The sequence below is a fragment of the Pseudomonas sp. P129 genome (assembly GCF_020312195.1).
In the GTDB taxonomy this organism is placed as follows: domain Bacteria; phylum Pseudomonadota; class Gammaproteobacteria; order Pseudomonadales; family Pseudomonadaceae; genus Aquipseudomonas; species Aquipseudomonas fragariae.
On the sequence record NZ_JAGPYS010000002.1, the window covers coordinates 824,002 to 845,009 of the forward strand.

The 21,008-nt window shown below is 60.1% G+C and carries 17 protein-coding genes and 2 pseudogenes; 14 read left to right on the top strand and 5 right to left on the bottom strand.

What is annotated here, in order from left to right:
- Positions 1 to 22: 22 nt before the first annotated feature.
- From KBY02_RS08815 to KBY02_RS26485, 12 genes and pseudogenes are all read left to right on the top strand, one after another.
- Entirely contained in the window at positions 23 to 1,324 is a 1,302-nt protein-coding gene (locus KBY02_RS08815; protein ID WP_003407872.1) for an Nramp family divalent metal transporter, read from the top strand.
- Between the two features lie 188 nt (positions 1,325 to 1,512).
- Positions 1,513 to 3,624, top strand: a complete 2,112-nt coding sequence (locus tag KBY02_RS08820) for a TonB-dependent siderophore receptor (protein WP_225650190.1) — start codon at positions 1,513 to 1,515, stop codon at positions 3,622 to 3,624.
- Between the two features lie 53 nt (positions 3,625 to 3,677).
- Positions 3,678 to 4,406, top strand: coding sequence for a DUF4198 domain-containing protein (locus KBY02_RS08825; protein WP_096126683.1), 729 nt, complete (start codon positions 3,678 to 3,680; stop codon positions 4,404 to 4,406).
- A 399-nt stretch (positions 4,407 to 4,805) separates the two neighbouring features.
- On the top strand, positions 4,806 to 5,261 hold the full coding sequence (locus KBY02_RS08830) for a hypothetical protein (protein ID WP_003407855.1): 456 nt from the start codon (positions 4,806 to 4,808) through the stop codon (positions 5,259 to 5,261).
- A 296-nt stretch (positions 5,262 to 5,557) separates the two neighbouring features.
- Entirely contained in the window at positions 5,558 to 6,424 is an 867-nt protein-coding gene (gene purU / locus KBY02_RS08835) for a formyltetrahydrofolate deformylase (RefSeq protein ID WP_003407853.1), read from the top strand.
- Positions 6,421 to 7,323, top strand: a complete 903-nt coding sequence (gene folD, locus KBY02_RS08840; RefSeq protein ID WP_225650192.1) for a bifunctional methylenetetrahydrofolate dehydrogenase/methenyltetrahydrofolate cyclohydrolase FolD — start codon at positions 6,421 to 6,423, stop codon at positions 7,321 to 7,323. The genes purU and folD overlap by 4 nt, the downstream gene beginning before the upstream one ends.
- On the top strand, positions 7,305 to 8,546 hold the full coding sequence (locus tag KBY02_RS08845; RefSeq protein ID WP_096134868.1) for an FAD-dependent oxidoreductase: 1,242 nt from the start codon (positions 7,305 to 7,307) through the stop codon (positions 8,544 to 8,546). The genes folD and KBY02_RS08845 overlap by 19 nt, the downstream gene beginning before the upstream one ends.
- Before the next feature lie 13 nt (positions 8,547 to 8,559).
- Positions 8,560 to 8,865: a sarcosine oxidase subunit delta gene (locus tag KBY02_RS08850; protein ID WP_096104324.1), complete on the top strand. Its 306-nt coding sequence runs from the start codon at positions 8,560 to 8,562 to the stop codon at positions 8,863 to 8,865.
- A complete protein-coding gene (locus KBY02_RS08855; protein WP_103378204.1) occupies positions 8,862 to 11,768 on the top strand; it encodes a 2Fe-2S iron-sulfur cluster-binding protein in 2,907 nt (968 codons plus the stop codon). The genes KBY02_RS08850 and KBY02_RS08855 overlap by 4 nt, the downstream gene beginning before the upstream one ends.
- Positions 11,769 to 11,771: 3 nt before the next feature.
- Complete coding sequence (locus KBY02_RS08860; RefSeq protein WP_060405982.1) at positions 11,772 to 12,344, top strand: sarcosine oxidase subunit gamma; 573 nt, start codon at positions 11,772 to 11,774, stop codon at positions 12,342 to 12,344.
- Between the two features lie 370 nt (positions 12,345 to 12,714).
- Positions 12,715 to 13,641: pseudogene (locus tag KBY02_RS26480) on the top strand (cache domain-containing protein); the annotation flags it as partial.
- A gap of 129 nt (positions 13,642 to 13,770) precedes the next feature.
- On the top strand, positions 13,771 to 14,499 hold the full coding sequence (locus KBY02_RS26485; RefSeq protein ID WP_371134796.1) for a methyl-accepting chemotaxis protein: 729 nt from the start codon (positions 13,771 to 13,773) through the stop codon (positions 14,497 to 14,499).
- A 90-nt stretch (positions 14,500 to 14,589) separates the two neighbouring features.
- Here the strand turns inward: KBY02_RS26485 and KBY02_RS08870 are convergent, their stop codons facing one another.
- Positions 14,590 to 15,480 (bottom strand): LysR family transcriptional regulator, encoded by an 891-nt coding sequence (locus KBY02_RS08870; protein ID WP_058822659.1) that lies wholly within the window; start codon positions 15,478 to 15,480, stop codon positions 14,590 to 14,592.
- Between the two features lie 107 nt (positions 15,481 to 15,587).
- On the opposite strand from KBY02_RS08870, the gene KBY02_RS08875 reads away from it, so the two are divergent.
- Both KBY02_RS08875 and KBY02_RS08880 read left to right on the top strand, forming a co-directional pair.
- Positions 15,588 to 16,463 carry an MBL fold metallo-hydrolase gene (locus tag KBY02_RS08875; protein ID WP_225650194.1) on the top strand — a complete coding sequence of 292 codons (876 nt, stop codon included), beginning with the start codon at positions 15,588 to 15,590 and terminating at the stop codon, positions 16,461 to 16,463.
- 123 nt (positions 16,464 to 16,586) lie between these two features.
- Complete coding sequence (locus KBY02_RS08880; RefSeq protein ID WP_024642887.1) at positions 16,587 to 16,985, top strand: hypothetical protein; 399 nt, start codon at positions 16,587 to 16,589, stop codon at positions 16,983 to 16,985.
- 87 nt (positions 16,986 to 17,072) lie between these two features.
- Here the strand turns inward: KBY02_RS08880 and KBY02_RS26175 are convergent, their stop codons facing one another.
- The 4 genes and pseudogenes from KBY02_RS26175 to KBY02_RS08890 all read right to left on the bottom strand — a co-directional run.
- Positions 17,073 to 17,198 carry a hypothetical protein gene (locus KBY02_RS26175; protein WP_003315538.1) on the bottom strand — a complete coding sequence of 42 codons (126 nt, stop codon included), beginning with the start codon at positions 17,196 to 17,198 and terminating at the stop codon, positions 17,073 to 17,075.
- A 55-nt stretch (positions 17,199 to 17,253) separates the two neighbouring features.
- Positions 17,254 to 18,741 carry a chemotaxis protein CheW gene (locus tag KBY02_RS08885; RefSeq protein WP_024642888.1) on the bottom strand — a complete coding sequence of 496 codons (1,488 nt, stop codon included), beginning with the start codon at positions 18,739 to 18,741 and terminating at the stop codon, positions 17,254 to 17,256.
- On the bottom strand, positions 18,738 to 19,364 hold the full coding sequence (locus tag KBY02_RS26490) for a methyl-accepting chemotaxis protein (protein WP_371134797.1): 627 nt from the start codon (positions 19,362 to 19,364) through the stop codon (positions 18,738 to 18,740). Before KBY02_RS26490 ends, KBY02_RS08885 begins: the two co-directional genes overlap by 4 nt.
- A 48-nt stretch (positions 19,365 to 19,412) precedes the next feature.
- Positions 19,413 to 20,870, bottom strand: a pseudogene (locus KBY02_RS08890) (PAS domain S-box protein); the annotation flags it as partial.
- Positions 20,871 to 21,008: the final 138 nt, after the last annotated feature.

A 21,008-nucleotide genomic window follows, 5' to 3' on the forward strand; every position in this document is an offset into this window, starting at 1 on the left:
ATAAAAAACGGAGATTCACCGCATGCCGCTTACCCCGTCTCTCAAAGAAACGGCCACGCCAGTAGCCGAACCTCGTCTCAAGAAATTTGCAAAATTATTGGGGCCCGGCATCATCGCCGTGCTGTCCTGGCTGGGCGCGGGCGATCTGATCACCTCATCGGTGGCAGGCGCCAGTTACGGCTACGCCATGATGTGGGTACTGGCGATTTCGCTGTTGCTCAGGTTTCTGATCGTCAACATCATCGCCCGCTTCCAGCTCTGCAATAACCAGGGCATGACCATCCTCCAGGGTTACGCGCAACTGCACCCGCTGTTCGCCTGGTTCATGCTTGGCTACGCATTGCTCATGGGGCATTTGATCAACGCCTACATGATCAAGGGCGCTGGCGAGGCGCTTGCCATGCTGCTGCACATCGACCAGCCACTGCTCTGCTCCGTCGCAGTGGTGATTGCCGTTTGGCTGCTGGTGGGACGCAATATCTACGCAATGATCGAAGGCGTAATGAAGGTGCTGCTGGCGATCATGACCCTGGCGTTTCTGACCCTGGCGATCATGTCCGGGCCCGACGTCACCGGCATCATCAAGGGCACCATCGGCTTCAGCATTCCGCCTGATGAGGGCGTGCACGGCGCACTGCTGGTGGCGGTCTCGGTGATCGGTGCCGTAGCCGGGTCGATCGCTAACTTCGTCCACCCTTACGTGATGCGTGAAAAAGGCTGGACCGGCCCGGAGCACAAGCGCATCCAGCGCAACGATCTGCTGTTCGCGGTGATCGTCGGCATCGTCATCAACCTGGCCATCTGGGTGGTGGGCGTCGAAATCCTGCGGCCCAACGGTATTCAGGTCAACACCCTGGCGGATTTGGGCAAGGCCCTGGAAATCTTTTTCGGCCCATTGGGTTGGTACATCTTCTTCATCGGCGTGTTCGCCACCCTGTTTGCCAGTATTTCCGGCAAGACCACAGCCTTTCCGATGCTGATCACCGATGCTTTCCAGCACATCCAGCCCAAGCGCCGCGAACGCTACGGCAAAGTGTTCCACAACGACCCGATGCACCGGTGGTTCATGCTGTTCATTCTGGTCACCCCGCTGATCTGGTCGCTGCCCGGCATGCCGGACTTCGTGACCCTGACCCTGGGCGTCAACGCGCTGAATATCATCGGGTTGCCCGTCATCTCGCTGGGGCTACTGATCATGTCCAATCAGAAGTCACTGTTGAGCAAGGAATACCGCAACAACTGGTTCGAAAACATCGCGCTGACCTTCGCCACCGGACTGGCGTTGTGGGTGGCGTTTCAACTCGGGACAGAGTTGCTGGCGTGAGTGAGCAAGGTCCATTTCTTCAACAGAGATGGACCTCACGCGTTATCCCTATTCCCACTACCTGAATCCTGGTCCTCAAGCCCGGGACGCCTGCTGATAGATGCGACGGTTACATCTCCCCTTCAACAAACAGCAATAATTCTCAACGGAGATGTTATATTGTATCTATTACTATCAGGAAGTCTCACATGTCGTCTCGTAGAATCGTGTCTCTGGCAGGCTTGGCAATCGGGGTTTTTGGCAACACGGGTTACGCGGAGGAAAGCCCGCAGACCATTGAACTGGAAAGCGTCAACGTCACTTCCGACTATCAGTACGAGACGGCGACCAGCCCGGTCCAGGGCTATCGCGCCACCCGCTCGGCCACGGCCACCAAGACCGACACCGCCATCGCGGATATCCCGCAGTCGATCAGCGTCGTACCTGCCTCAGTACTCAAGGACCTTGGCAGCAGCAATGTCGAGCGCGCGCTGGATTTTGCCGGCGGCGTATCCAAGCAGAATAACTTCGGCGGTCTGACGCTTTACGAGTACAGCATCCGCGGCTTCACCACGTCCGAGTTCTACAAGGACGGCTTCAGCGCCAACCGCGGTTACCCAGCCACGCCGGATGCCGCAAATATCGAACGTATCGAAGTGCTCAAAGGCCCCGCCGCCAGCCTGTACGGGCGTGGCGATCCGGGCGGCACGGTCAACATCGTCAGCAAAAAACCCCAGCGTGAAGCCTTTACCACCTTGCAGACCAGCGCAGGCAGTTGGGATCGCTATCGCACCGCGCTGGACGTCAACACGCCGCTGGATGAAGAAGGCAATCTGCTTTCGCGGGTCAATCTGGCCGTCGAAGACAACAACAGCTTTCGTGACCATGTAGAGAGCAAACGGGTGTTTGTCGCCCCATCCTTCAGCTGGCAATTGAACCCTGACACCCGTCTGCTGCTGGAAACCGAGTTCGTGCGCCACACATCGACGTTCGACCGAGGCGTGGTCGCCCCCAACAACAAGTGGAGTGGCGTGTCGCGCTCGACCTTCCTCGGTGAGCCGGACGATGACATCGATAATGACAACAATATGGTGCAGTTCGCCCTGGACCACCAGCTCAACGATGTGTGGTCGCTGCGTCTGGCCAGCCATTACAAACAGGGCGAGATGTCGGGTTTTGCCAGCGAGGCGCGCCCGCTGAATGCCGACGGGCACACGGTCAATCGCCGTTACCGTGAGCGCGACAACAACTGGCATGACAGCATCACCCAGTTGGAGTTGCGCGGCCGTTTCGACGGCCTGGGCGTCGAGCACGAGGTGCTGATCGGCACCGAGTACGAGAACTATCGCAAGAACGAACGCGTCACGACCATCGCCGGCAGCCCCTACGCCATCGACATCTACAACCCGGTCTACGGCCAGCCGAAACCCGCTGGCGCACGCTCCGGTACTGATTTTTACGAGCATGTCGAAAGCCGCGCGCTGAACCTGCAGGACCAGATTGTCTTTACCGACAAGCTGCGCGGCATGATCGGGGCACGCTACGAGCACTTCGATCAGCAGGTCGATGACTTCACCACCAACGCCACTTCCGGGCAGCGCCAGGACGCTTTCACTCAACGCGCCGGGTTGCTTTATCAACTCACACCGCAGGTCGGCCTGTTCGCCAATGCCTCCACCTCGTTCAAGCCCAACAATGGCCTGGACGCCGCCGGCAAAACCTTCGACCCGGAAGAAGGCGTCGGCTACGAAGTCGGAATCAAAAGCGAACTGTTCGACCATCGCCTGAGCACGACCCTCGCCGCCTTTCATATCGAAAAGGAAAACGTTCTGGCCCTGGACCCCGGCACCGACACCAATCGCGCGGTGGGCAAGGCTCGCAGCCAGGGCTTCGACGTGCAATTTACCGGGCAGGTCAGCGAAGCCGTTCGGGTCATCGGTGCCTTCGCCTACATCGACGCCGAAGTGACCAAGGGCGACCAGAGCATCCCCACGGGCAGTCGCATCCTCGGTGTCGCCAAACACAGCGGCAGCCTGCTGGGCGTCTATGAGTTCCAGGAAGGCGCGTTGCGCGGCTCGGACGTGGGCGCGGCGTACACCTACGTCGGCGACCGCTCGGGGCAGTCGGGCGCTGACTTCGAGTTGCCGGCCTACCAGACCGTAGACCTGCTGGCGCATTACAAAGCCAGCGACAACGTCACGGTGGGTTTGAACCTGAACAACATTTTCGATGAAAAATACTACGAGCGCTCCTACAGCAACTACTGGGTCGCGCCTGGCGAACCGCGCAACGTTACGGTCAGCCTGACCCTCAGCCTCTGACGCCCATGACACCCGATTCAATAGACCCTCGCTCACAACAACAAGGACGCATCATGCTTTCAAGCAAACCTTTCCTGGCCCTGAGCCTGCTCGGCGCTTTATTCGCCAGTCACGTCAATGCGCACGGCCTATGGACCGAACAGCGTCGCGGCAATATCGAAGTGGTCTACGGCCATGGCGCCGAAGACAACGCCTTCAAGGCGCAGAAAGTCAGCGGCGCGTGGGCCTACGACCTGCAAGGCAAAATGATCCCGGTGACGGTACAACGTCTTGAAGACCACGCGCGTCTGGTGCCGCTCAAGCCGCCTGCGGTCATGAGCATTGCGCTGGATAACGGCATGTGGACGCGCAACGCCGAGAAGCAATGGATCAATGAGGGCCGCAGCAAAGTGCCCAACGGCACCGACTCCATCCATACCTTCAAATACAGCGTGGCGATATACGCAGAAGGCGCGCACCTGCCAGCGTTCAACAAGCTGAATTTCGTGATCGTGCCGCAGACCGATCCCTTGAAAGTCGGCGCAGGCAAACCACTGCCGGTGCGCGTACTGATCGACGGCAAACCCGCCGCCGGCATCAAACTGATCGGCGATTACCGCAGCGCACCGGACGCCGTCAGCGCTGAAACCGATGCACAGGGTCTGGCCAGCGTCATCGTGCGTAACGAGGGGCTGAACATCATCGCCGCCGAAATCACGCTGCCAGTCAAGGACAACGCCGACATCGCCGAACGCGGCTTGTTTACCTCGCTGACGTTTGTCGGTGAGGCGCATCATGACTGATGACGCGCAGTAGCAAATTGCTTCTATTCAGGTACGCAAAGTATCTTCGGCCGACGTTGCCGGAGAACTTTGCTGATCGAACCTTGCGCGTGCCTGCTCGATTGCCTGTCTGTTATTGCTTGCCCATGCGGACAGCATTTCCAGCTGCGGTTTCAATGAGTGGCCGAGTTCGGTCAAGTCATAGCAAACAAGGTCGACGCCTTGGTCAGGCAGTCGGGATCAATCAAAGAACCCGTCCAGTAGAGGTGTACAGACCATTCCCCAAGAGCCTGACCATCGGATGCGTGCGCGAATATACAATTTTGTACAAAATAGATACATCAGGCTAAAGGCCCTGCTGTTGCGGGCCGATAGGCGTATTAGACAAGACTCCACAAATGCTCCGGGACCGGAACCTCAATGAAAATCACACCTTTCGACACCACTCCGATCATGAATATTCAGGTCGTGACCTCAACGCCAGCTTCGGTGACAGAAAGCTCCGCAGTATCCAGTGTCACACCTGCCGCTGCGAAGGTTCAGATCTCGAAAGAAGGTCAGGAAAAACTCGAAAGTGAAAAGAACGCAGACATCGATCAGTCCGGCCTGCCTGAGGACGTCAAGGAAGTCTTGAAAAACATCCGCAAGCTTCAGGATCAGATCGCTGAAAAGAACCAGGAATTGATGGAACTGCTGAACGACAAGACCCTGTCGGAAGATGAGAGGAAACGGCAGAGAGAGCTTTTGACGTCCACCATCAGAAGCATGCAATCAGCGTTGTCCCAAGCCACGAGCGCGCTGAATAACGCGATGTCGTCCAATAATATGGACTCCGACAGCCGTAGCCAGGCCAAGGGCCTGATCGGGATGAAATAGGCGTCACGCATCGACCGGGCCCTGAATATTTCCAGCGGGCGCAATGCTCCGCCGGAATAGCAGCTTGCCAGCACAGTAAAATCTGGCAACGCCGCGCGCCCCCCCAGAAACCCGCAATATTCCCTTTAGTAAACAAAGTTTCCAGAAACCTCTGGACGCTGGATTTCCTTTCGCCTATAAAACAGCCTTCAAGAATATTAAATTCCTGTAGAGAATTTTATTCGTCGACGAAAAACCTCTGCATCTGACCTTTTTCGCCCTGCGCCGAACTGCCGCCACCCTTCAGAGGACACGCCATGCAACACGAGAAGAACCATTTCATCCTGAAGATCAGCTGCCCGGCGACCTCCGGCATTGTCGCGGCGGTGACTTCCTACCTGGCTGGCAACAGCTGCTACATCGGTGAAATGGCCCAGTTCGACGATGAGTACAGCGGCACCTTTTTCATGCGCGCCGTGTTTCGTTTCAACGATGGTCATGAGGGTGACATCCAGCAGTTGAAAGCCGGCTTCGATGCCGTGGCCAGCGACTTTGCCATGCAGTGGGAGCTGCATGACACGCGCCGGCCGATGCGTGTGCTGCTGATGGTCAGCAAGTTCGATCACTGCCTGACCGACCTGCTGTACCGCTACCACAAGGGCGAAATGGACATGACCATCACCGCCATCGTCTCCAATCACCTGGATTTGCGACCGATGGCCGAACGCGAGGGCATTCGTTTCATTTACCTGCCCGTGACCAGGGAAACCAAGGCTGCGCAGGAAGCCGCGCTGATGAAGGTGGTCGATGAAACCGGCACCGAGCTGGTGGTGCTGGCCCGCTACATGCAGATTCTCTCCGACGACCTGTGCCAGCAACTGGCGGGTCGGGCGATCAATATCCATCACTCGTTTCTGCCGGGTTTCAAGGGTGCCAAGCCCTACCACCAGGCTTACGAGCGCGGCGTGAAGCTGATCGGCGCCACCGCGCATTACGTCACCAGCGACCTGGACGAAGGTCCGATCATCGAGCAGGAAGTGCAGCGCGTCGATCACGTCTACCTGCCGGCCGACCTGGTCGCGGCGGGACGCAATAACGAAACCATCGCGCTGTCGCGGGCCGTCAAATATCACCTGGAGCACCGCGTGTTTCTCAACACGGATCGAACGGTGGTGTTCCGATGAGCGCACACATCATCGACGGCAAGGCCGCCGCCGCTCGCGTTCTGCAACAGGTCAGACACGATGTAGAAACCCTGAAGGCCGAAGGCATCGAACCGGCGCTGGCGGTCATTCTGGTCGGTAATGACGCGGCCAGTGAGGTCTACGTACGCAACAAGATCCTGCGCGCCGGGGAAGCCGGCATTCGCTCGCTGGAGCACCGCCTGCCGGCCGACAGCAGCCAGGCACGCTTACTGGCGTTGATTGCCGAATTGAACGCCGACAACACGGTAAACGGCATTCTCCTGCAACTGCCCTTGCCCGCTCACATCGATGAAAACCGCGTCCTGCAGGCTATCGACCCGGACAAGGACGTTGACGGTTTTCACAGTGAAAACGTCGGTGGCCTGAGCCAGGGGCGCAACGTACTGACGCCCTGCACCCCCAGCGGTTGCCTGCACTTGCTGGAAGAAACCTGCGGCGATCTGAGCGGCAAGCATGCGGTGGTGATCGGTCGCTCCAACATCGTCGGCAAACCCATGGCGGCTCTGCTGCTGCAAGCGCATTGCTCGGTGACGGTGGTGCATTCGCGCAGTACCGACGCCAGGGCCTTGTGCCAGTTGGCCGACATCGTCGTGGCGGCGGTTGGCCGTCCGCGCCTGATCGATGCCAACTGGCTCAAGCGCGGCGCGGTGGTGATCGACGTCGGCATCAACCGCATCGAGGACCATGGCCGCAGCCGCCTGGTGGGCGATGTCGATTTCGCCAGCGCCACCGAAGTCGCCTCTGCCATCACCCCGGTCCCCGGCGGGGTCGGCCCGATGACCATCGCTTTTCTGATGAAAAACACCGTGACTGCTGCCCGTCAGCAGGCCCACGCGCAACGCAGCCAATCGGAGGCCGTATGCCTTTCAACCTGTTGAAATACGGACTCAGTTCGGAGTACCCGGTCGAGGTAGATCTGCCTGCGCCGAAGGAACTGAAGTCCTCCTACGACGTGGTGATCATCGGCGGCGGCGGGCATGGCCTGGCCACCGCTTACTACCTGTCGAAATACCACGGCATCACTGATATTGCCGTGCTGGAAAAAGGTTACCTGGGCGGCGGCAATACGGCACGCAACACGGCGGTGATCCGCTCCAATTACCTGACCAGCGAAGGCGTGAAGTTCTATACCGAGTCGGTGAAGATGTTTCAGGGCCTGTCCAACGAGTTCGACTTCAACATCATGTACTCCGAGCGCGGCCAACTGACCCTGGCGCACACCGACGCCACGGTCAGGTCGTTCCGCCAGCGCGCCGAGGTCAACAAGCATTTCGGCGGCCGCACCGAGATGATCGATCGCCAGCAGATCCGCGAGCTGGTGCCGAGCCTCAATCTGGACCCCGGCCATCTGCCGGTGCTCGCCGGCCTGTGGCACATCGACGGTGGCACCGCCCGGCATGACGCGGTCGCCTGGGGTTACGCCAAGCAGGCGGCCAAGCGTGGAGTGGAGATTCATCAACTGACCGAAGTGCAGGAACTAGTGATCGAGAACGGCACCCTCACTGCGGTGAAGACCAATCGCGGCACCATCACGTGCGGCTGCGCCGTGCAGGCGGTGGCGGGCATGAGTTCGCAGATGATGAAGAAGGCCGGGATTCGCTCGCCGATCCAGACCTTCCCGCTGCAGGCGATGGTCACTCAACCCTTCAAACCGTTCCTCGACCCGCTGGTGAGTTCGTCCGCCCTGCACTGCTATGTGCAGCAGACCAGCCGTGGCGAAGTGGTGTTTGGCGGCGGCTCTGATCCCTACCCGTTGTTCAACAGCCGCTCGACGCTGGACCTCAAGGAAAGCCTGCTGGCCCACGCCATCGAGATGTTTCCGTTTCTGGCCAACGCCAAACTGATGCGCCAATGGGCCGGGATCACCGACATGACCCCGGATTACAGCCCGATCATGGGCCTTTCGCCGGTCCGGAATTACTACCTGGACGCGGGCTGGGGCACTTGGGGCTTCAAGGCCACACCGATCTGCGGCAAGACCATGGCCGAACTGGTGGCCAGCGGCGGCAAGGTGCCCGAGTTGATCAGGCCATTCGCGCTCGAGCGCTTCTCGACCTTTCAGCAAGTCAACGAAATGGGCGCAACAGCGGCCAGCCACTGACGGAGAGCGACACATGAAAATCATGACCTGCCCGCTCAACGGGCCGCGCAACATCAGCGAGTTCACCTACGGCGGGGAATTCAAACACATGCCCGACCCGCAAACCTGCAGCGACAGCGAGTGGGCCGATTACGTGTTCAACAGTGAGGACACGCTGGGCGTGGTGCGCGAGTGGTGGATGCACACTCCCTCCAGCTACTGGTTCCTGGCCGAGCGCCACACTGGCAGCGACAAGATCATCCGCACCTTCGACCCACGCGAACTATTTACCGTACGTATCGACTTCGCCCCTCTCGCCTCCAAGGAGATCGCAGGATGACCACCCCCGCCCGCCTGCCCGCGCCCATGGGCCTGCTGATCGATCGCACCCGGCCGCTCACGTTCAGCTTCGATGGCAAAACCTATCAGGGCCTGCAGGGCGACAGTATTGCCAGTGCCCTGCTGGCCAACGGTCGCTTCCTGCTTTCGCGATCGTTCAAGTACCACCGCCCGCGCGGCCCGCTGACCATGGCCGGGCAGGATGCCAACAGCCTGATCCAGTTGCCTCACGAGCCCAACGTAATGGCCGACACCGTTGCCCTGCAGGAAGGCTTGCAGGCCTCCGGCCAGAACTTCAACGGCTCGCTGGACAACGATCGGGACGCGTACCTGGGCAAGTTCTCGAAGTTCATGCCGGTGGGCTTCTACTATCGCTCGTTCTACAAGCCCAAGGGCATGTGGAAGGTCTGGGAGCCGATCATTCGCAAGAAGGCCGGCCTTGGCGTGCTAGACCTGACCTTCCAGCCCGAGTACTACGACAAGGCCTACCTGTTCACTGATCTGGCGGTGATTGGCGCAGGACCGGCCGGCTTGCAGGCGGCACTGAGCGCTGCCAATGCCGGCGCCAAGGTGTTGCTGATCGAACAGCAGCCCATCCTCGGCGGTTCACTGGCGTATGCCCGCTTCGATGTCGACGGCTTGCGCGCCGAGCAGCTGCGGCGCGAACTGGTCGCTGCGGTAGAAGCACATGACAATATCCAGGTGCTCAAGCAGGCGACCTGCAATGCCTGGTTCACCGACAACTACCTGCCGGTGATTCAGGGCAAGCGTTTGTACAAGGTGCGCGCCACACACTGTCTGGTGTGCAGCGGCTCATTCGATCAGCCAGTGATTTTCCGCAACAACGACCTCCCCGGCGTGATGCTGACCAGTGCTGCACAGCGTCTGATCAAGTTGTACGCCGTCAAGCCCGGCAAACGCGCGGTGGTGCTGACCGGCAATGATGACGGTTACCTCGCCGCACTGGATTTGCACGATCAGGGCGTCGACGTGGTTGCAGTGGCCGACATGCGCAGCAGCCCGTCGGACCGGACGCTGCGGCTTGCGCTGGAGAAGCGCGGCATCGTCTGCCACGTGAACACAACGGTCTATGAAGCGCTGCATGAGAAAGGCATGCGCCATGTGAGCGGCGCCGAGCTGCGCAAGATCACCGGCCAGGGGCAGGTGGCGAACAGCGGTTCGCGTGTCGACTGCGACTTGCTGTGCATGTCCGGCGGCTATATGCCGGTCTACCAGTTGTTGTGTCAGGCCGGCGGCAAGCTGGCCTATGACGATGAACAGGCCGAATTCACGATCAGCAGCCTGCCGCAGAACCTGAGCATCGCGGGCTCGGTCAACGGTTACCACGCGCTGGACAACGTGCTGGCCGATGCGGCGCATGCCGCCGCCAGCGTGGTCTCGGCACTGGGCCTGACCTCGGCTGACACCCCAGCCGCGCTGCGCAGCGAAGCGCAGGTCAACTTCGCCTGGCCGATCTTCCCGCACCCTGACGGCAAGGATTTTGTCGACTTCGACGAAGACCTTCAGGTACGCGATATCGTCAATGCCACGCGCATCGGCTATCGCGACATCCAGTTGGTAAAACGCTATTCCACGGTGGGCATGGGCCCGTCGCAAGGTCGTCACTCGGCACTGCCGACTGCAAGACTGGTGGCCGCTTCGACCCAGCGCAGTATCAGTGAAACCGGCGTGACCACAGCCCGGCCGCCCTTCGAGGCCGAGAAACTGGCACACGTTGCAGGCCGTGCCTTTGATCCGTATCGGCAGACACCCATGCACCCGCGTCATGTGCAGGCAGGCGCGAAAATGATGCCTGCCGGGATCTGGCAGCGTCCGGCGTTCTATGGCAAACCCTCGCAACGCGATGCCTGCATGCAACAGGAAGCACTGCAGGTGCGCAACAAGGTCGGCATCATCGACGTGTCGACACTCGGCGGCCTGGACGTACGCGGCCCCGACGCCGCCGAGCTGCTCAACCGCCTGTATACCTTCGCCTTTCTCAAACAGCCGGTCGGGCGTTCGCGTTATGCGCTGATGACCAACGAGCAAGGCGTGGTCATCGACGACGGCGTTTGCGCGCGCTTTGCCGACCAGCATTTCTACGTCACCGCCACCACCAGCGGTGTGGATCGCATTTATCAGCAGATGCTCAAGTGGAATGCCCAGTGGCGTCTGAACGTGGACATCACCAACGTCACGGCGGCCATTGCTGCGGTCAACGTGGCGGGGCCGGATTCGCGCAAGGTGCTGGAGCAGGTCTGTACCGACCTTGATCTGTCTGCCGAGGGTTTCCCTTATCTTGGCGTGCGCCTGGGCACGGTCGCCGGCATCAAGGCGCGGCTGTTGCGGGTCGGTTTCGTCGGCGAACTGGGCTACGAGATCCACGTCCCCGCTCGTCACGCGCTGAGGCTCTGGGATGCACTTGTCGAGGCTGGCAAGGCCTTCGACATGCGTCCGTTCGGCGTCGAGACGCAACGGCTGTTACGTCTGGAAAAAGGCCACGTCATCATCAGTCAGGACACCGATGGCATGACCCATCCGGCCGAGATCGACATGGGTTGGGCGGTCAGCCGCAGCAAGCCTTTCTTCGTCGGCCGCCGCTCGGTGGACATCCTCGAAGCCCAGCCGCAGAAGCGCAAGCTGGTTGGCTTCACCTTGCCCAAAGCCAGCCCGCTGCCGCTTGAGGGGCATCTGGTGCTCAAAGGCCCGGACATCAGTGGCAACGTGACGTCCTGCGAGTACTCCTCGACCCTGGGCATGATCATCGGCATGGCCTATGCCGCGTTCGACCAGAGCACACCCGGCCAGCAGATTCCGATCCGCGTCGAAGACGGTGTGGTGGTTCAGGCAACCGTCGTCAAACTGCCGTTCTTCGACCCTGAAAACCAGCGCCAGGAGCTCTGACCCATGACCAGCCTTATCCAGAACAGTCCTGTCGGCGCCAACCCGCGGGCCTTGTGCACACTGCAAGACCTGACCGATCGGCCACGCGTGGGATTTCGCGGCACGCAAAGCGCTGACTACCTGACGGCACGCGGTTTCAGCCTGCCCGAGGCACCGAACCGAGCCATCACACAGGCGGACGGCAGCCAGGTCGCACGCCTTTCGCAGACCGAATACCTGCTGCTGGGCAGCCCGCTGGATGACGGGCAGCGCATCGCCGATGAAGAAGCTCGCTGGGAGCTGGACCACAGCGCCAACTACCTGCTGCCGCGCGAAGACAGCCATGCCTGGCTGCAACTGAGTGGCGAGTGTATCGCCGAGGTGATGGCCAAACTGTGTGGCGTGGATCTGCGCCCGGGGGCTTTTGCTCCCGGTTCGGTGGCGCAGACCTCGGCAGCGCGCATCAATGTGATCGTCATCAACCTCGGCGCGCAGGCCGAACCCTGTTTCCAGATCCTCTTTGACCGGGCTTCACTGGCTTACTTTAAGGACGCAATGCTGGATGCCATGACCGAGTTTGGAGGGCGCTACGTATGAACAACAGGTTACTGCATCAGTGAGCAAAGGTCGTTTCGTGCTCATGAACGACAACAAGTGTCTGTTACCGCCACGCCGCCTAAAGAATGCTGGCATAAAGCCGTTGAACTGTTGGTAGACCATAAGAGCGCCCTTCAGGCCAACGCCTCGGGGCGCAGACTGTACCCATGCAGCGCCCAACACTTGCGGCAGTAACGGACATCCCGGAGCTCGAATGAATATCAAACAAAAATTGACGTGGGCGTTCGCAGTCATTGCGTGCTTGCCCATATTAGTCGTCGCCGCCATCGTGGTCGTGAACCTGCGTGACAAGGCGACCAGTGATTTCGTGGACAGCAGCGCGCGTGAAATTCGCCAGGTCGACAACGCCATGCAGCTGTTTTTCGACGGCATTACGCAGAACGTCAATTACATCGCGGCGCACCCGCTGATCGCCGGGGCGAGCGACGATTTCCGCAACTACATGGGCGCAACGCCTCCTCCGCAGTCCGAGAATGACAGGCAGGCGACCGAGCTGTTCGCCAGTATCGCCAAGGCTCACCCGGCCTACTCCTACGTCTCTTATGGTCTGATCAACGGCAGCTACATCATGACGCCGGAAGACCCGAAAATGAGCAACTACGACCCGCGTGTGCGGCCGTGGTACAAGACTGCAATGGCCAATGCCGGCAAGACTGTGCGCAGCGATGCCTATTACTGGGCCAACGACGATGCTGTACTGGTCAGCACCATCCGGGCGATTCCCAACAAACTGGGCAACCCTGGCGGCGTGGTCAATATCGACGTATCGCTCAAGCAGCTGACCAACATCGTCAAGCAGATCAAACTGGGCGAAAGCGGCTATCTGATGCTGATGGAAAAGAACGGCACGGTGCTGGTCGATCCCAAACAGCCCGAGCACAATTTCAAGAAACTGGGTGAACTGGGCGACGGCTTCAGCGAGCTGGCGAAAACCGCCAGTGGTCTGGTCGAGGTGACACTCAACGGCGAACGTTACATGGCCAACGTTTACTCGTCCGAACAACTGGGCTGGAACTTCATCGGCCTGATCAAACAGGACGAAGTGATGGCCTCGGCCACCCGCCTGACCTGGTTGATCGGCATCATCGCGGCGGTGCTGGCGGTGGTCTTTGCGATTGTCGGTGCCAGTTTTGCCCGCGTTATCGTGCGTCCGATCCACAGCGTTTCCAGCGGCCTGGAAGGCATCGCGGGCGGTGAAGGCGATCTGACTCAGAACCTCGCCGTGCGCGGCAAGGATGAAACCGCGCAACTGGCGGGCTGGTTCAACAAGTTCCTGACCGCGATTCGCAGCCTGATCCAGCACATCGGTCAGGCCGCCGGGAAGATTCTCGAAGCCTCACACAGCTCGACACGTGTCTCCAACGACATGGCCGAAGCTGCTGGCCGGCAGCGCGAAGCGGTGGATATGGTCTCCACGGCGTTTCATGAAATGGTCGCCACCTCCAATGAAGTCGCCCGCTCCTGCAGCCAGGCCGCCGACTCGGCAGACAACGGTCAGCAACAGGCGCGTGAAGGTCAGCGGCAGATCGACGATGCGGTGCGCAGCGTCGACCAGCTCAGCGAAGAACTCACCCGCTCGGCCAAGGACATGACGCAACTGGAAAAAGACAGCGCAGGCATTCAGTCGATCCTCAACACCATCCGCTCGATTGCCGAGCAGACCAACCTGCTGGCGCTCAACGCCGCCATCGAGGCAGCACGTGCGGGCGAACAGGGCCGCGGCTTCGCCGTCGTAGCCGACGAAGTCCGCGCACTGGCCAAACGCACCTCGGACTCGACCGCCGAAATCGACAGCCTGCTGGGCAACCTGGCCAAACGTACTGCCTCGGTGGCGCAACAGATGCATGCCAGCCTCGACGTGTCGCAGCAGTCGGTGACCAAGATCGGACAGGCACGCAGCAGCTTCGGGCAAATCCGTGAGTCAGTGGATGTGATTCGCGACATGAACACCCAGATCGCAACTGCCGCCGAAGAACAGCATCAGGTGGCCGAAGACATCAACCGGCACATCAGCCAGATCCATGGTGATGCGCAGTTGATCGCTCAACTCTCGGACTCGGCCCGCGCGGATTCCAGAAGTCTGGAGATGCTGTCCAGCGAACTGGACGGCCTGGTACGCAAGTTCAAGACCTGATACCGCGCACACGGAGCGTGAGGAACGATGGGCATCCCCTATCGTGCCCATGCTCCACGCGGGCATGCCGTTCTGGACGCAGCAGGTGATCTAATCTCCGTCCCTCTCAAACCATTCAGTCAGAAAATCCAGAAAAGTGCGCAGCGTTGCCGACTGGTGGTGCCGCGAAGTGTAGATCGCGTGTATCCCCAGTGCCCGTGGCTGGTACTCCGGCATCAGGGCGATCAGCTTGCCGCTCGCAATCAGCGGCGCTGCCGAATGCACCGGTTGCAGGCTGATACCGGCGCCCGCCACTGCGGCCTCCAGCAGCACCACTGAATCGTTGGCACTCAGGTTGCCGCCGACCGGCACACTGAGCGGCATCTGCTGGCGGGTAAATTCCCAGAGGCTCTTGCCGAAGTACGAATAGGTCAGGCAATTGTGGGCAGGCAGTTCCTGTGGCCTGGACGGCGTGCCGTGCACGGCAAGATAGGCTGGAGCAGCGCACACCACCGAAGCGCACTGCCCCAGTGGACGGGCAATTACATTGGGGTCCAGCTGATTGGTGATGCGGATCGCCAGATCGATTCGCTCGCTGACCAGATCCACGGCCTCGTTACCGATAAGCAGGTCTGCCGAGGTGCCGGGATAGCGTTGCAGGTAAGCCGTCACCGCGGGTGCCAGAACGGCCAGGGCCAGTGACTGCGAACAGGCGATGCGCAGCATGCCGCGCGGCTCGTCGACTTGCGTATCGGCCGCCAGCGGCACCGCGTCGGCAAGCTCGACCAATTGCTGACACCGCAACAGCGTCACCTGCCCGGGGGCGGTCAGGCCGAGCTTGCGCGTAGTCCGGTGCAGCAGTCGCGCTCCGGCCCAGCTTTCCATCTGCGCCAGATAACGCGTGACCATTGCCCGAGACATATCCAGCGCCTCGGCGGCGGCAATGAGGCTGCCCCTGTCGTTGATGGCGATGAATACCCTTGCCGCTATGATCCGATCCACGATTCGTCCGATATAAGCAATCAATAGTTGCCAATACTGAGGCTTTTGTTTCACCTGAGGCAACCTAAGATAACCACCTCAGTCCTGCCCGAACGAAGGTCGTACCCATGTTGCGTAAATCCCTGCTTGCCCTGTCCTTCGCTGCTCTGTTCCCTCTCGCAGCCCAGGCCGCCGCCCCCTTGGCCATCGAGGTGTACAACCCGGCTGAAAAAGCCGTCTTCCCGGTGTCATCCGAACTGATCACCGGCAAGCATGACGCGGTGCTCATCGATGCGCAGTTCCAGCGCAACGACGCCGAGGCCCTGGTGCAAAAGATCAAGGCCAGCGGCAAGCAACTCACCACGGTCTACATCAGCCACAGTGACCCGGACTACTACTTCGGTCTGGACGTCATCAAAGCTGCGTTCCCCAAAGCGAAGATCGTCGCCAGCGCGCCTACCGTGAAGGCGATCAAGGCGTCGATGCAGGGCAAACTCGCCTACTGGGGCCCGATTCTCAAGGACAATGCGCCAGCCAGCCTGGTTGTGCCGGAAGTACTCAAGGGCGACCACCTGACGCTTGAAGGCCAACCGTTGCAGATCAAAGGCCTGAACGGCCCGGCCCACGAGCGCAGCTACGTATGGATTCCCTCACTCAAGGCGGTAGTCGGTGGTGTCGTGGTCTCCAGCGGCATCCATGTCTGGATCGCTGACACGCAAAGCACGAAATCGCGTCAGGACTGGCTCGCGACACTCAAGGGCATCGAGGCGCTGAAACCGGCCACCGTGATTCCGGGTCATTATCTGGGCGAGATCCCGTCAGGCACCCAGGCTGTGACGTTCACCGCCGACTACCTGAAGTCCTTCGAAGAACAGGCCGCCAAGGCCAAGGATTCCGCCGCCCTGATCGACGCCATGCAGAAAGCCTGGCCGCAACTGGCCGAGCCGGCTTCGCTGGAGATGAGCGCAAAAGTCATCAAGGGCGAGATGAAGTGGCCGAATTGATCCGGCACCTGTAAGGCCCCGGCGGAGCGCTGCGAATATCGGCAGGGGCCAGGCTTTTTAACTGCGCGGCGCACATGCACTCAGCTATGGTCAGACGCCCATATCAGTCGCTATGCTGCGCCCATGAACGCGCCTTTGAAAATCCGTAACCCTTGCCCGCCCGGCGCTTGCGACTGCAAGCGCGAGCTGCTGGACGCGGAAGATGCAGACCTGCGGATTCTGCTGCTGTCCCGCGACGCAGAGAAAAGCCTGCTGGATCGCCTGGAGCGTATCGACAGTCTGGAAGACCTGGAGCACATGCAGCGCAAGATTTTCCAGCAACTGGGCGTGCGTGTCGACGTCGCGCCGGGCTTCAATGAAGTGCGCACCATGCGCGGCATCAGCATTGTCGTCGAGGAAAAGGTCGGGCTGTGCCGCAAGACGCGCCAATCGATACCCGCCGCCATCCGCCGCGCCCTGGAAGCACGTCCACAGATCGCCTATCAGTTGCTCAACGCCAACGACCTGCTGCGCGACGCGTGAGTCTAGACAAAGCCCAGTCAGGCTTTCAGAAACGAAAACGCCCGGCCTGAACAGACCGGGCGTCACGTGAACACTACCGCAGGCTGATCAGCAAACCCCAGGCGGGATGCCGTCCTTGTTGAAGTCTTTCAGGCGTTCCTTTTCTTCGGGCGTCGAGTGCGCGGGCACGTCGCTTTGCGGTTCCGGTTTTTTCTCGTCTTTCTTGTCAGTCATGGTCGTTGACTCCGCTGGTGAACACTCAAATAAGGCCACGCGCGGAGCATTCGGTTCAGACTGATTGCACAGTGCGGCGCTGATCAACGTTGCATTCCAACTGTCGGGCCAGGCCCTGCAGATCGAGCAGGGTCGCGCGCCAGCTGCGCTCCTGACTGCCGACGCTGACCAGCGAACGGACCCGGTCATTGACCGAAATGCCCTTGCCGGTACTGGCTTGCCAGCCTTGTTCCAGCATGGCCGGATCGAACTGATTGAAGGCGTCGATCGCATCGACGCGGTTCACGGCAAAACCGAAGCACAGCCGCTCGCCACGCACGATCAATACACGCGACGCTTCGCCCTGGACCTGTGCCCCTTCGCCCAACAGGCTGCTCAGGCAGATCAGCGGCACCTGTTCGCCGCGCAGATTGAACTGTCCCAGCAAATGCGTTTCCGGCTGCGACAGGCCGATCAGTTGCTGCGGCATGCTCATGATTTCCACGATCTGGCTCAACGGTGCGACGAAGCGGGTCGGCGCATCGAACAGCAGGCAGGCGTGGCGCAGCATGGCCTTGGTCACATCGTGCGAGGCCTGGGCAGGTTTGACGTCGTGTTGGTAAACCTGGGTGTAGCTTTTGACTTCCGGACGCTGCAACAGCATCGGATGATCAAGCAACAAGGCTTGCTGCCCCTCCTCCAGGTTCATTACCCCGGCGAGCAGCTCTGGATGCGGCAGGCCATAGCCCGGCGCCGCCAACAGACTGTCCGGATCCTGACGCTGAATGGCGACCATGCGGTCGTAGCCGAACCCGCAGACCCGCCCGTCCGGCGCAGTCAACAGCAGCAACTGCGGCTTGGACGTCTGACGCTGGTGGTCCAGGCCAAGCACTTCGGACAGGTTGAGCGCCGGGACCTTGGTGCCACGCACCGAGGTGACGCCAAAGCAGCAGTCACTGGCAAAATCCGACGCCGTGATCTCGGGTTCGTCCACCAACTCGGTCACAACGCTGGCATCGATACAGAAGTTACGGCCGTCGCACTCGAACACCAGGTAATGCAGCAAACGGTTCTTGGCGGCCAGCGCCTCGTCCTTGAGCACTTGCGCGTTGGGATCGGCAGCGAACAGTACGCCTGGCAAACCACTCATGAAGGCAAGATCAAGCTTGTAGATCATCCGCGACTCTTCAGAGCCGAGCAGCAGAGAGGGCAGCAGCCCGACAGCGCTGCCCTCGGGCCCCAGTGGGCTGAACTGAGAATCACGGGCCTTGAGAATGTCGCACACCGCATCGATCGCCAGCCCGAGGTAACCGCCGCCATACTTGAGAATCGCGACCAGTGGCGTCGGCGAAGACATATCGCCGCCCTCCGCCAGTTGAGCCCGCAGGTCGACCAATGGCACCGGTTTGCCACGCAAGGTAAACACCCCGCGCAGCGCTCCCCGGGTCAACGGATGGGGATTCAGATCAGCGGGCCAGTGCACGGCCTCCATCAACGCATCGGCAACCACCGCCAGATACACGCCATTGACCTGCACGACGCCATAGGCATTCAGGCTGCTCATGCAGGTTGTCCGATGGATACCTTGTTCAGCGTTTCGGTATAGCCAGTCAGGTTGGCTTTATGCAGCTCGACAATCAGGGTCTCGACTTCCTGCGCCGACAGGCGTTGCTTCTCGGTCGCCGTGTTGATCCCGTCGATCGCCTGAGTGGTCTGCATCACGCCTTCCACGATGTGTTCGAAGGCTTCGCCGGCACTGCGCGAAATCTCGTTGCCCGACTCGATCCGGCTGACCGTTTCCAGAATCAGCTTGTTGATTTCCTTGGTCGCACGCGAGGACTTCTCGGCCAGCTTACGCACCTCGTCGGCGACTACCGAAAAGCCCAGGCCATGCTCACCGGCCCTGGCCGCTTCGATGGCCGCGTTGAAGGCCAGCATGTTGGTCTGACTGGCGATCTCGCTGATCACCTGAATGATGTCCTGAATGCCCTCGGCGGACTTGGCAATCATGCCCATCGCGTCGGACGCCTTGACCAGCGTCTGCGAACCGGAACTGGCCTGCTCACGCGTCATTCTGGCCAGATCGGTGGCTGTCTCGGTGCTTTGTGCGACGTAGGAAATGGCGTTCATCAGTGCTTTCACCGACTCGCCCATGGCGCGGGTCTTGGCCTCTATCGCCTGTTCCATCTCGACTTGACGGGTAATATCAGTGGCGAATTTCACCACTTTGAACGGCAAGCCGTCGTGGTCGAAAATCGGGCTGTACGTCGCCTGAATCCAGATTTTCTGCCCGTATTTGCTGACACGCATGAAGCGCCCGGAGTAGAACTCGCCCTGCCCCAGCCCGTGCCAGAACTCACGGTACTCGGTGCCGCGCACATACTCTTCCTCACAGAAGATACGGTGATGCTTGCCTTTGATTTCCAGCAGGCCATAACCCAGCGCTTTGAGGAAGTTGGCATTGGCGGTGATGATGTTGCCGGCCATGTCGAATTCGATGACGGCCTGGGCGCGGTCGATGGCATTCACCTTGCCCTGGTCCTCGACGCTGGTTTCCTTGGCCACAGTCACGTCGAGCGCGAACTTGACGATCTTGTAGGGTTTGCCCTGTGCATCGAAAATCGGGTTGTAGGTGGCCTGAATCCAGATCTCCTTACCGTCCTTGCGCTTGCGCTTGTATTCGTTGGCGTCGTACTCGCCGCGCCCCAGCTTCTCCCAGAGCTCACGATACTGCAGGCTGCTGACGAATTCCTCGGAGCAGAACATACGGTGGTGTTCACCGACGATTTCATCGAGTTCGTAGCCGAATACCGCCAGAAAATTGCGATTGGCGTGCAGCACCTTGCCCGTCAGATCGAATTCGATCACCGCCTGAGAACGTTCGATGGCCGTTACCTTGCCTGCGGACTCAGCCTGACGAATGCGGCTCTCGGTCACATCGTTGGCGAACTTCACGACCTTGTAAGGACGACCATCCGGGTCGAAGATCGGGTTGTACGTCGCGCTGATCCACAGCTCGCGACCGTTCTTGCCGATGCGCTTGTATTCGCCTGAGTCATACTCGCCACGTTCCAGCTTGGCCCAGAAGGCACGATATGCAGGGCTGTTCAGGTAGTCGTCTTCGCAGAACATGCGATGGTGCTGACCCTGAATCTCGTCCAGACGATAGCCCAGGACCTTGAGAAAGTTTTCGTTGGCGTTGAGCACGCGACCGTTCAGGTCGAACTCGATGATGCCCTGCGAGCGATCGATGGCCGCAACCTTGCCTTCGTACTCGGCATTGGACTTGCGTTGCGCAGTGACGTCTGTGGCGAACTTCACCACCTTGAACGGGTTGCCCTGCTCGTCGAACACCGGGTTATAAGTCGCCTGCAACCAGATCTCGCGCCCGTTCTTGCCCAGGCGCTTGTACTGCCCTTCGTCGAAAGCGCCCTTGCCGAGTTTTTCCCAAAACGTCACATATTCGACGCTGGATGCATGTTCCGGCGTGCAGAACATGCGGTGATGCCGACCTTGGACCTCATCCAGCCGATAACCGACGCAATCCAGAAAATTGGTATTGGCCCGCAGGATATTGCCATCAAGATCGAACTCGATCATCGCCTGGGAGCGGTCAATGGCCGTCATCAGCGAGTGAAGATCAAGTTCCAGCCCGGCCTTGTCCCTGTGGGTGGTTTCAATTGTGGTCGACATGTGGAAATACTCTGCGAGTAAGCATCTATGGAAGTATTGTTATAAAGCGCCGGTTTCCGCGAGCCCTGTCAGACACACCGATGTGTGGACTATGGAGGCTGCCGATCAAGCCGGTTAATCGTCTTTCTCAATGCCGTC

What these genes read in the sequence shown, in the direction of transcription:
- KBY02_RS08815 (WP_003407872.1), top strand. Translation starts at nt 23, where the DNA reads ATGCCGCTTACCCCGTCTCTCAAAGAAACGGCCACGCCAGTAGCCGAA.
- KBY02_RS08820 (WP_225650190.1), top strand. Translation starts at nt 1,513, where the DNA reads ATGTCGTCTCGTAGAATCGTGTCTCTGGCAGGCTTGGCAATCGGGGTT.
- KBY02_RS08825 (WP_096126683.1), top strand. Translation starts at nt 3,678, where the DNA reads ATGCTTTCAAGCAAACCTTTCCTGGCCCTGAGCCTGCTCGGCGCTTTA.
- KBY02_RS08830 (WP_003407855.1), top strand. Translation starts at nt 4,806, where the DNA reads ATGAAAATCACACCTTTCGACACCACTCCGATCATGAATATTCAGGTC.
- purU (WP_003407853.1), top strand. Translation starts at nt 5,558, where the DNA reads ATGCAACACGAGAAGAACCATTTCATCCTGAAGATCAGCTGCCCGGCG.
- folD (WP_225650192.1), top strand. Translation starts at nt 6,421, where the DNA reads ATGAGCGCACACATCATCGACGGCAAGGCCGCCGCCGCTCGCGTTCTG.
- KBY02_RS08845 (WP_096134868.1), top strand. Translation starts at nt 7,305, where the DNA reads ATGCCTTTCAACCTGTTGAAATACGGACTCAGTTCGGAGTACCCGGTC.
- KBY02_RS08850 (WP_096104324.1), top strand. Translation starts at nt 8,560, where the DNA reads ATGAAAATCATGACCTGCCCGCTCAACGGGCCGCGCAACATCAGCGAG.
- KBY02_RS08855 (WP_103378204.1), top strand. Translation starts at nt 8,862, where the DNA reads ATGACCACCCCCGCCCGCCTGCCCGCGCCCATGGGCCTGCTGATCGAT.
- KBY02_RS08860 (WP_060405982.1), top strand. Translation starts at nt 11,772, where the DNA reads ATGACCAGCCTTATCCAGAACAGTCCTGTCGGCGCCAACCCGCGGGCC.
- KBY02_RS26485 (WP_371134796.1), top strand. Translation starts at nt 13,771, where the DNA reads ATGGTCTCCACGGCGTTTCATGAAATGGTCGCCACCTCCAATGAAGTC.
- KBY02_RS08875 (WP_225650194.1), top strand. Translation starts at nt 15,588, where the DNA reads ATGTTGCGTAAATCCCTGCTTGCCCTGTCCTTCGCTGCTCTGTTCCCT.
- KBY02_RS08880 (WP_024642887.1), top strand. Translation starts at nt 16,587, where the DNA reads ATGAACGCGCCTTTGAAAATCCGTAACCCTTGCCCGCCCGGCGCTTGC.
- KBY02_RS26175 (WP_003315538.1), bottom strand. Translation starts at nt 17,198, where the DNA reads ATGACTGACAAGAAAGACGAGAAAAAACCGGAACCGCAAAGCGACGTG.
- KBY02_RS08885 (WP_024642888.1), bottom strand. Translation starts at nt 18,741, where the DNA reads ATGAGCAGCCTGAATGCCTATGGCGTCGTGCAGGTCAATGGCGTGTAT.
- KBY02_RS26490 (WP_371134797.1), bottom strand. Translation starts at nt 19,364, where the DNA reads ATGGAACAGGCGATAGAGGCCAAGACCCGCGCCATGGGCGAGTCGGTG.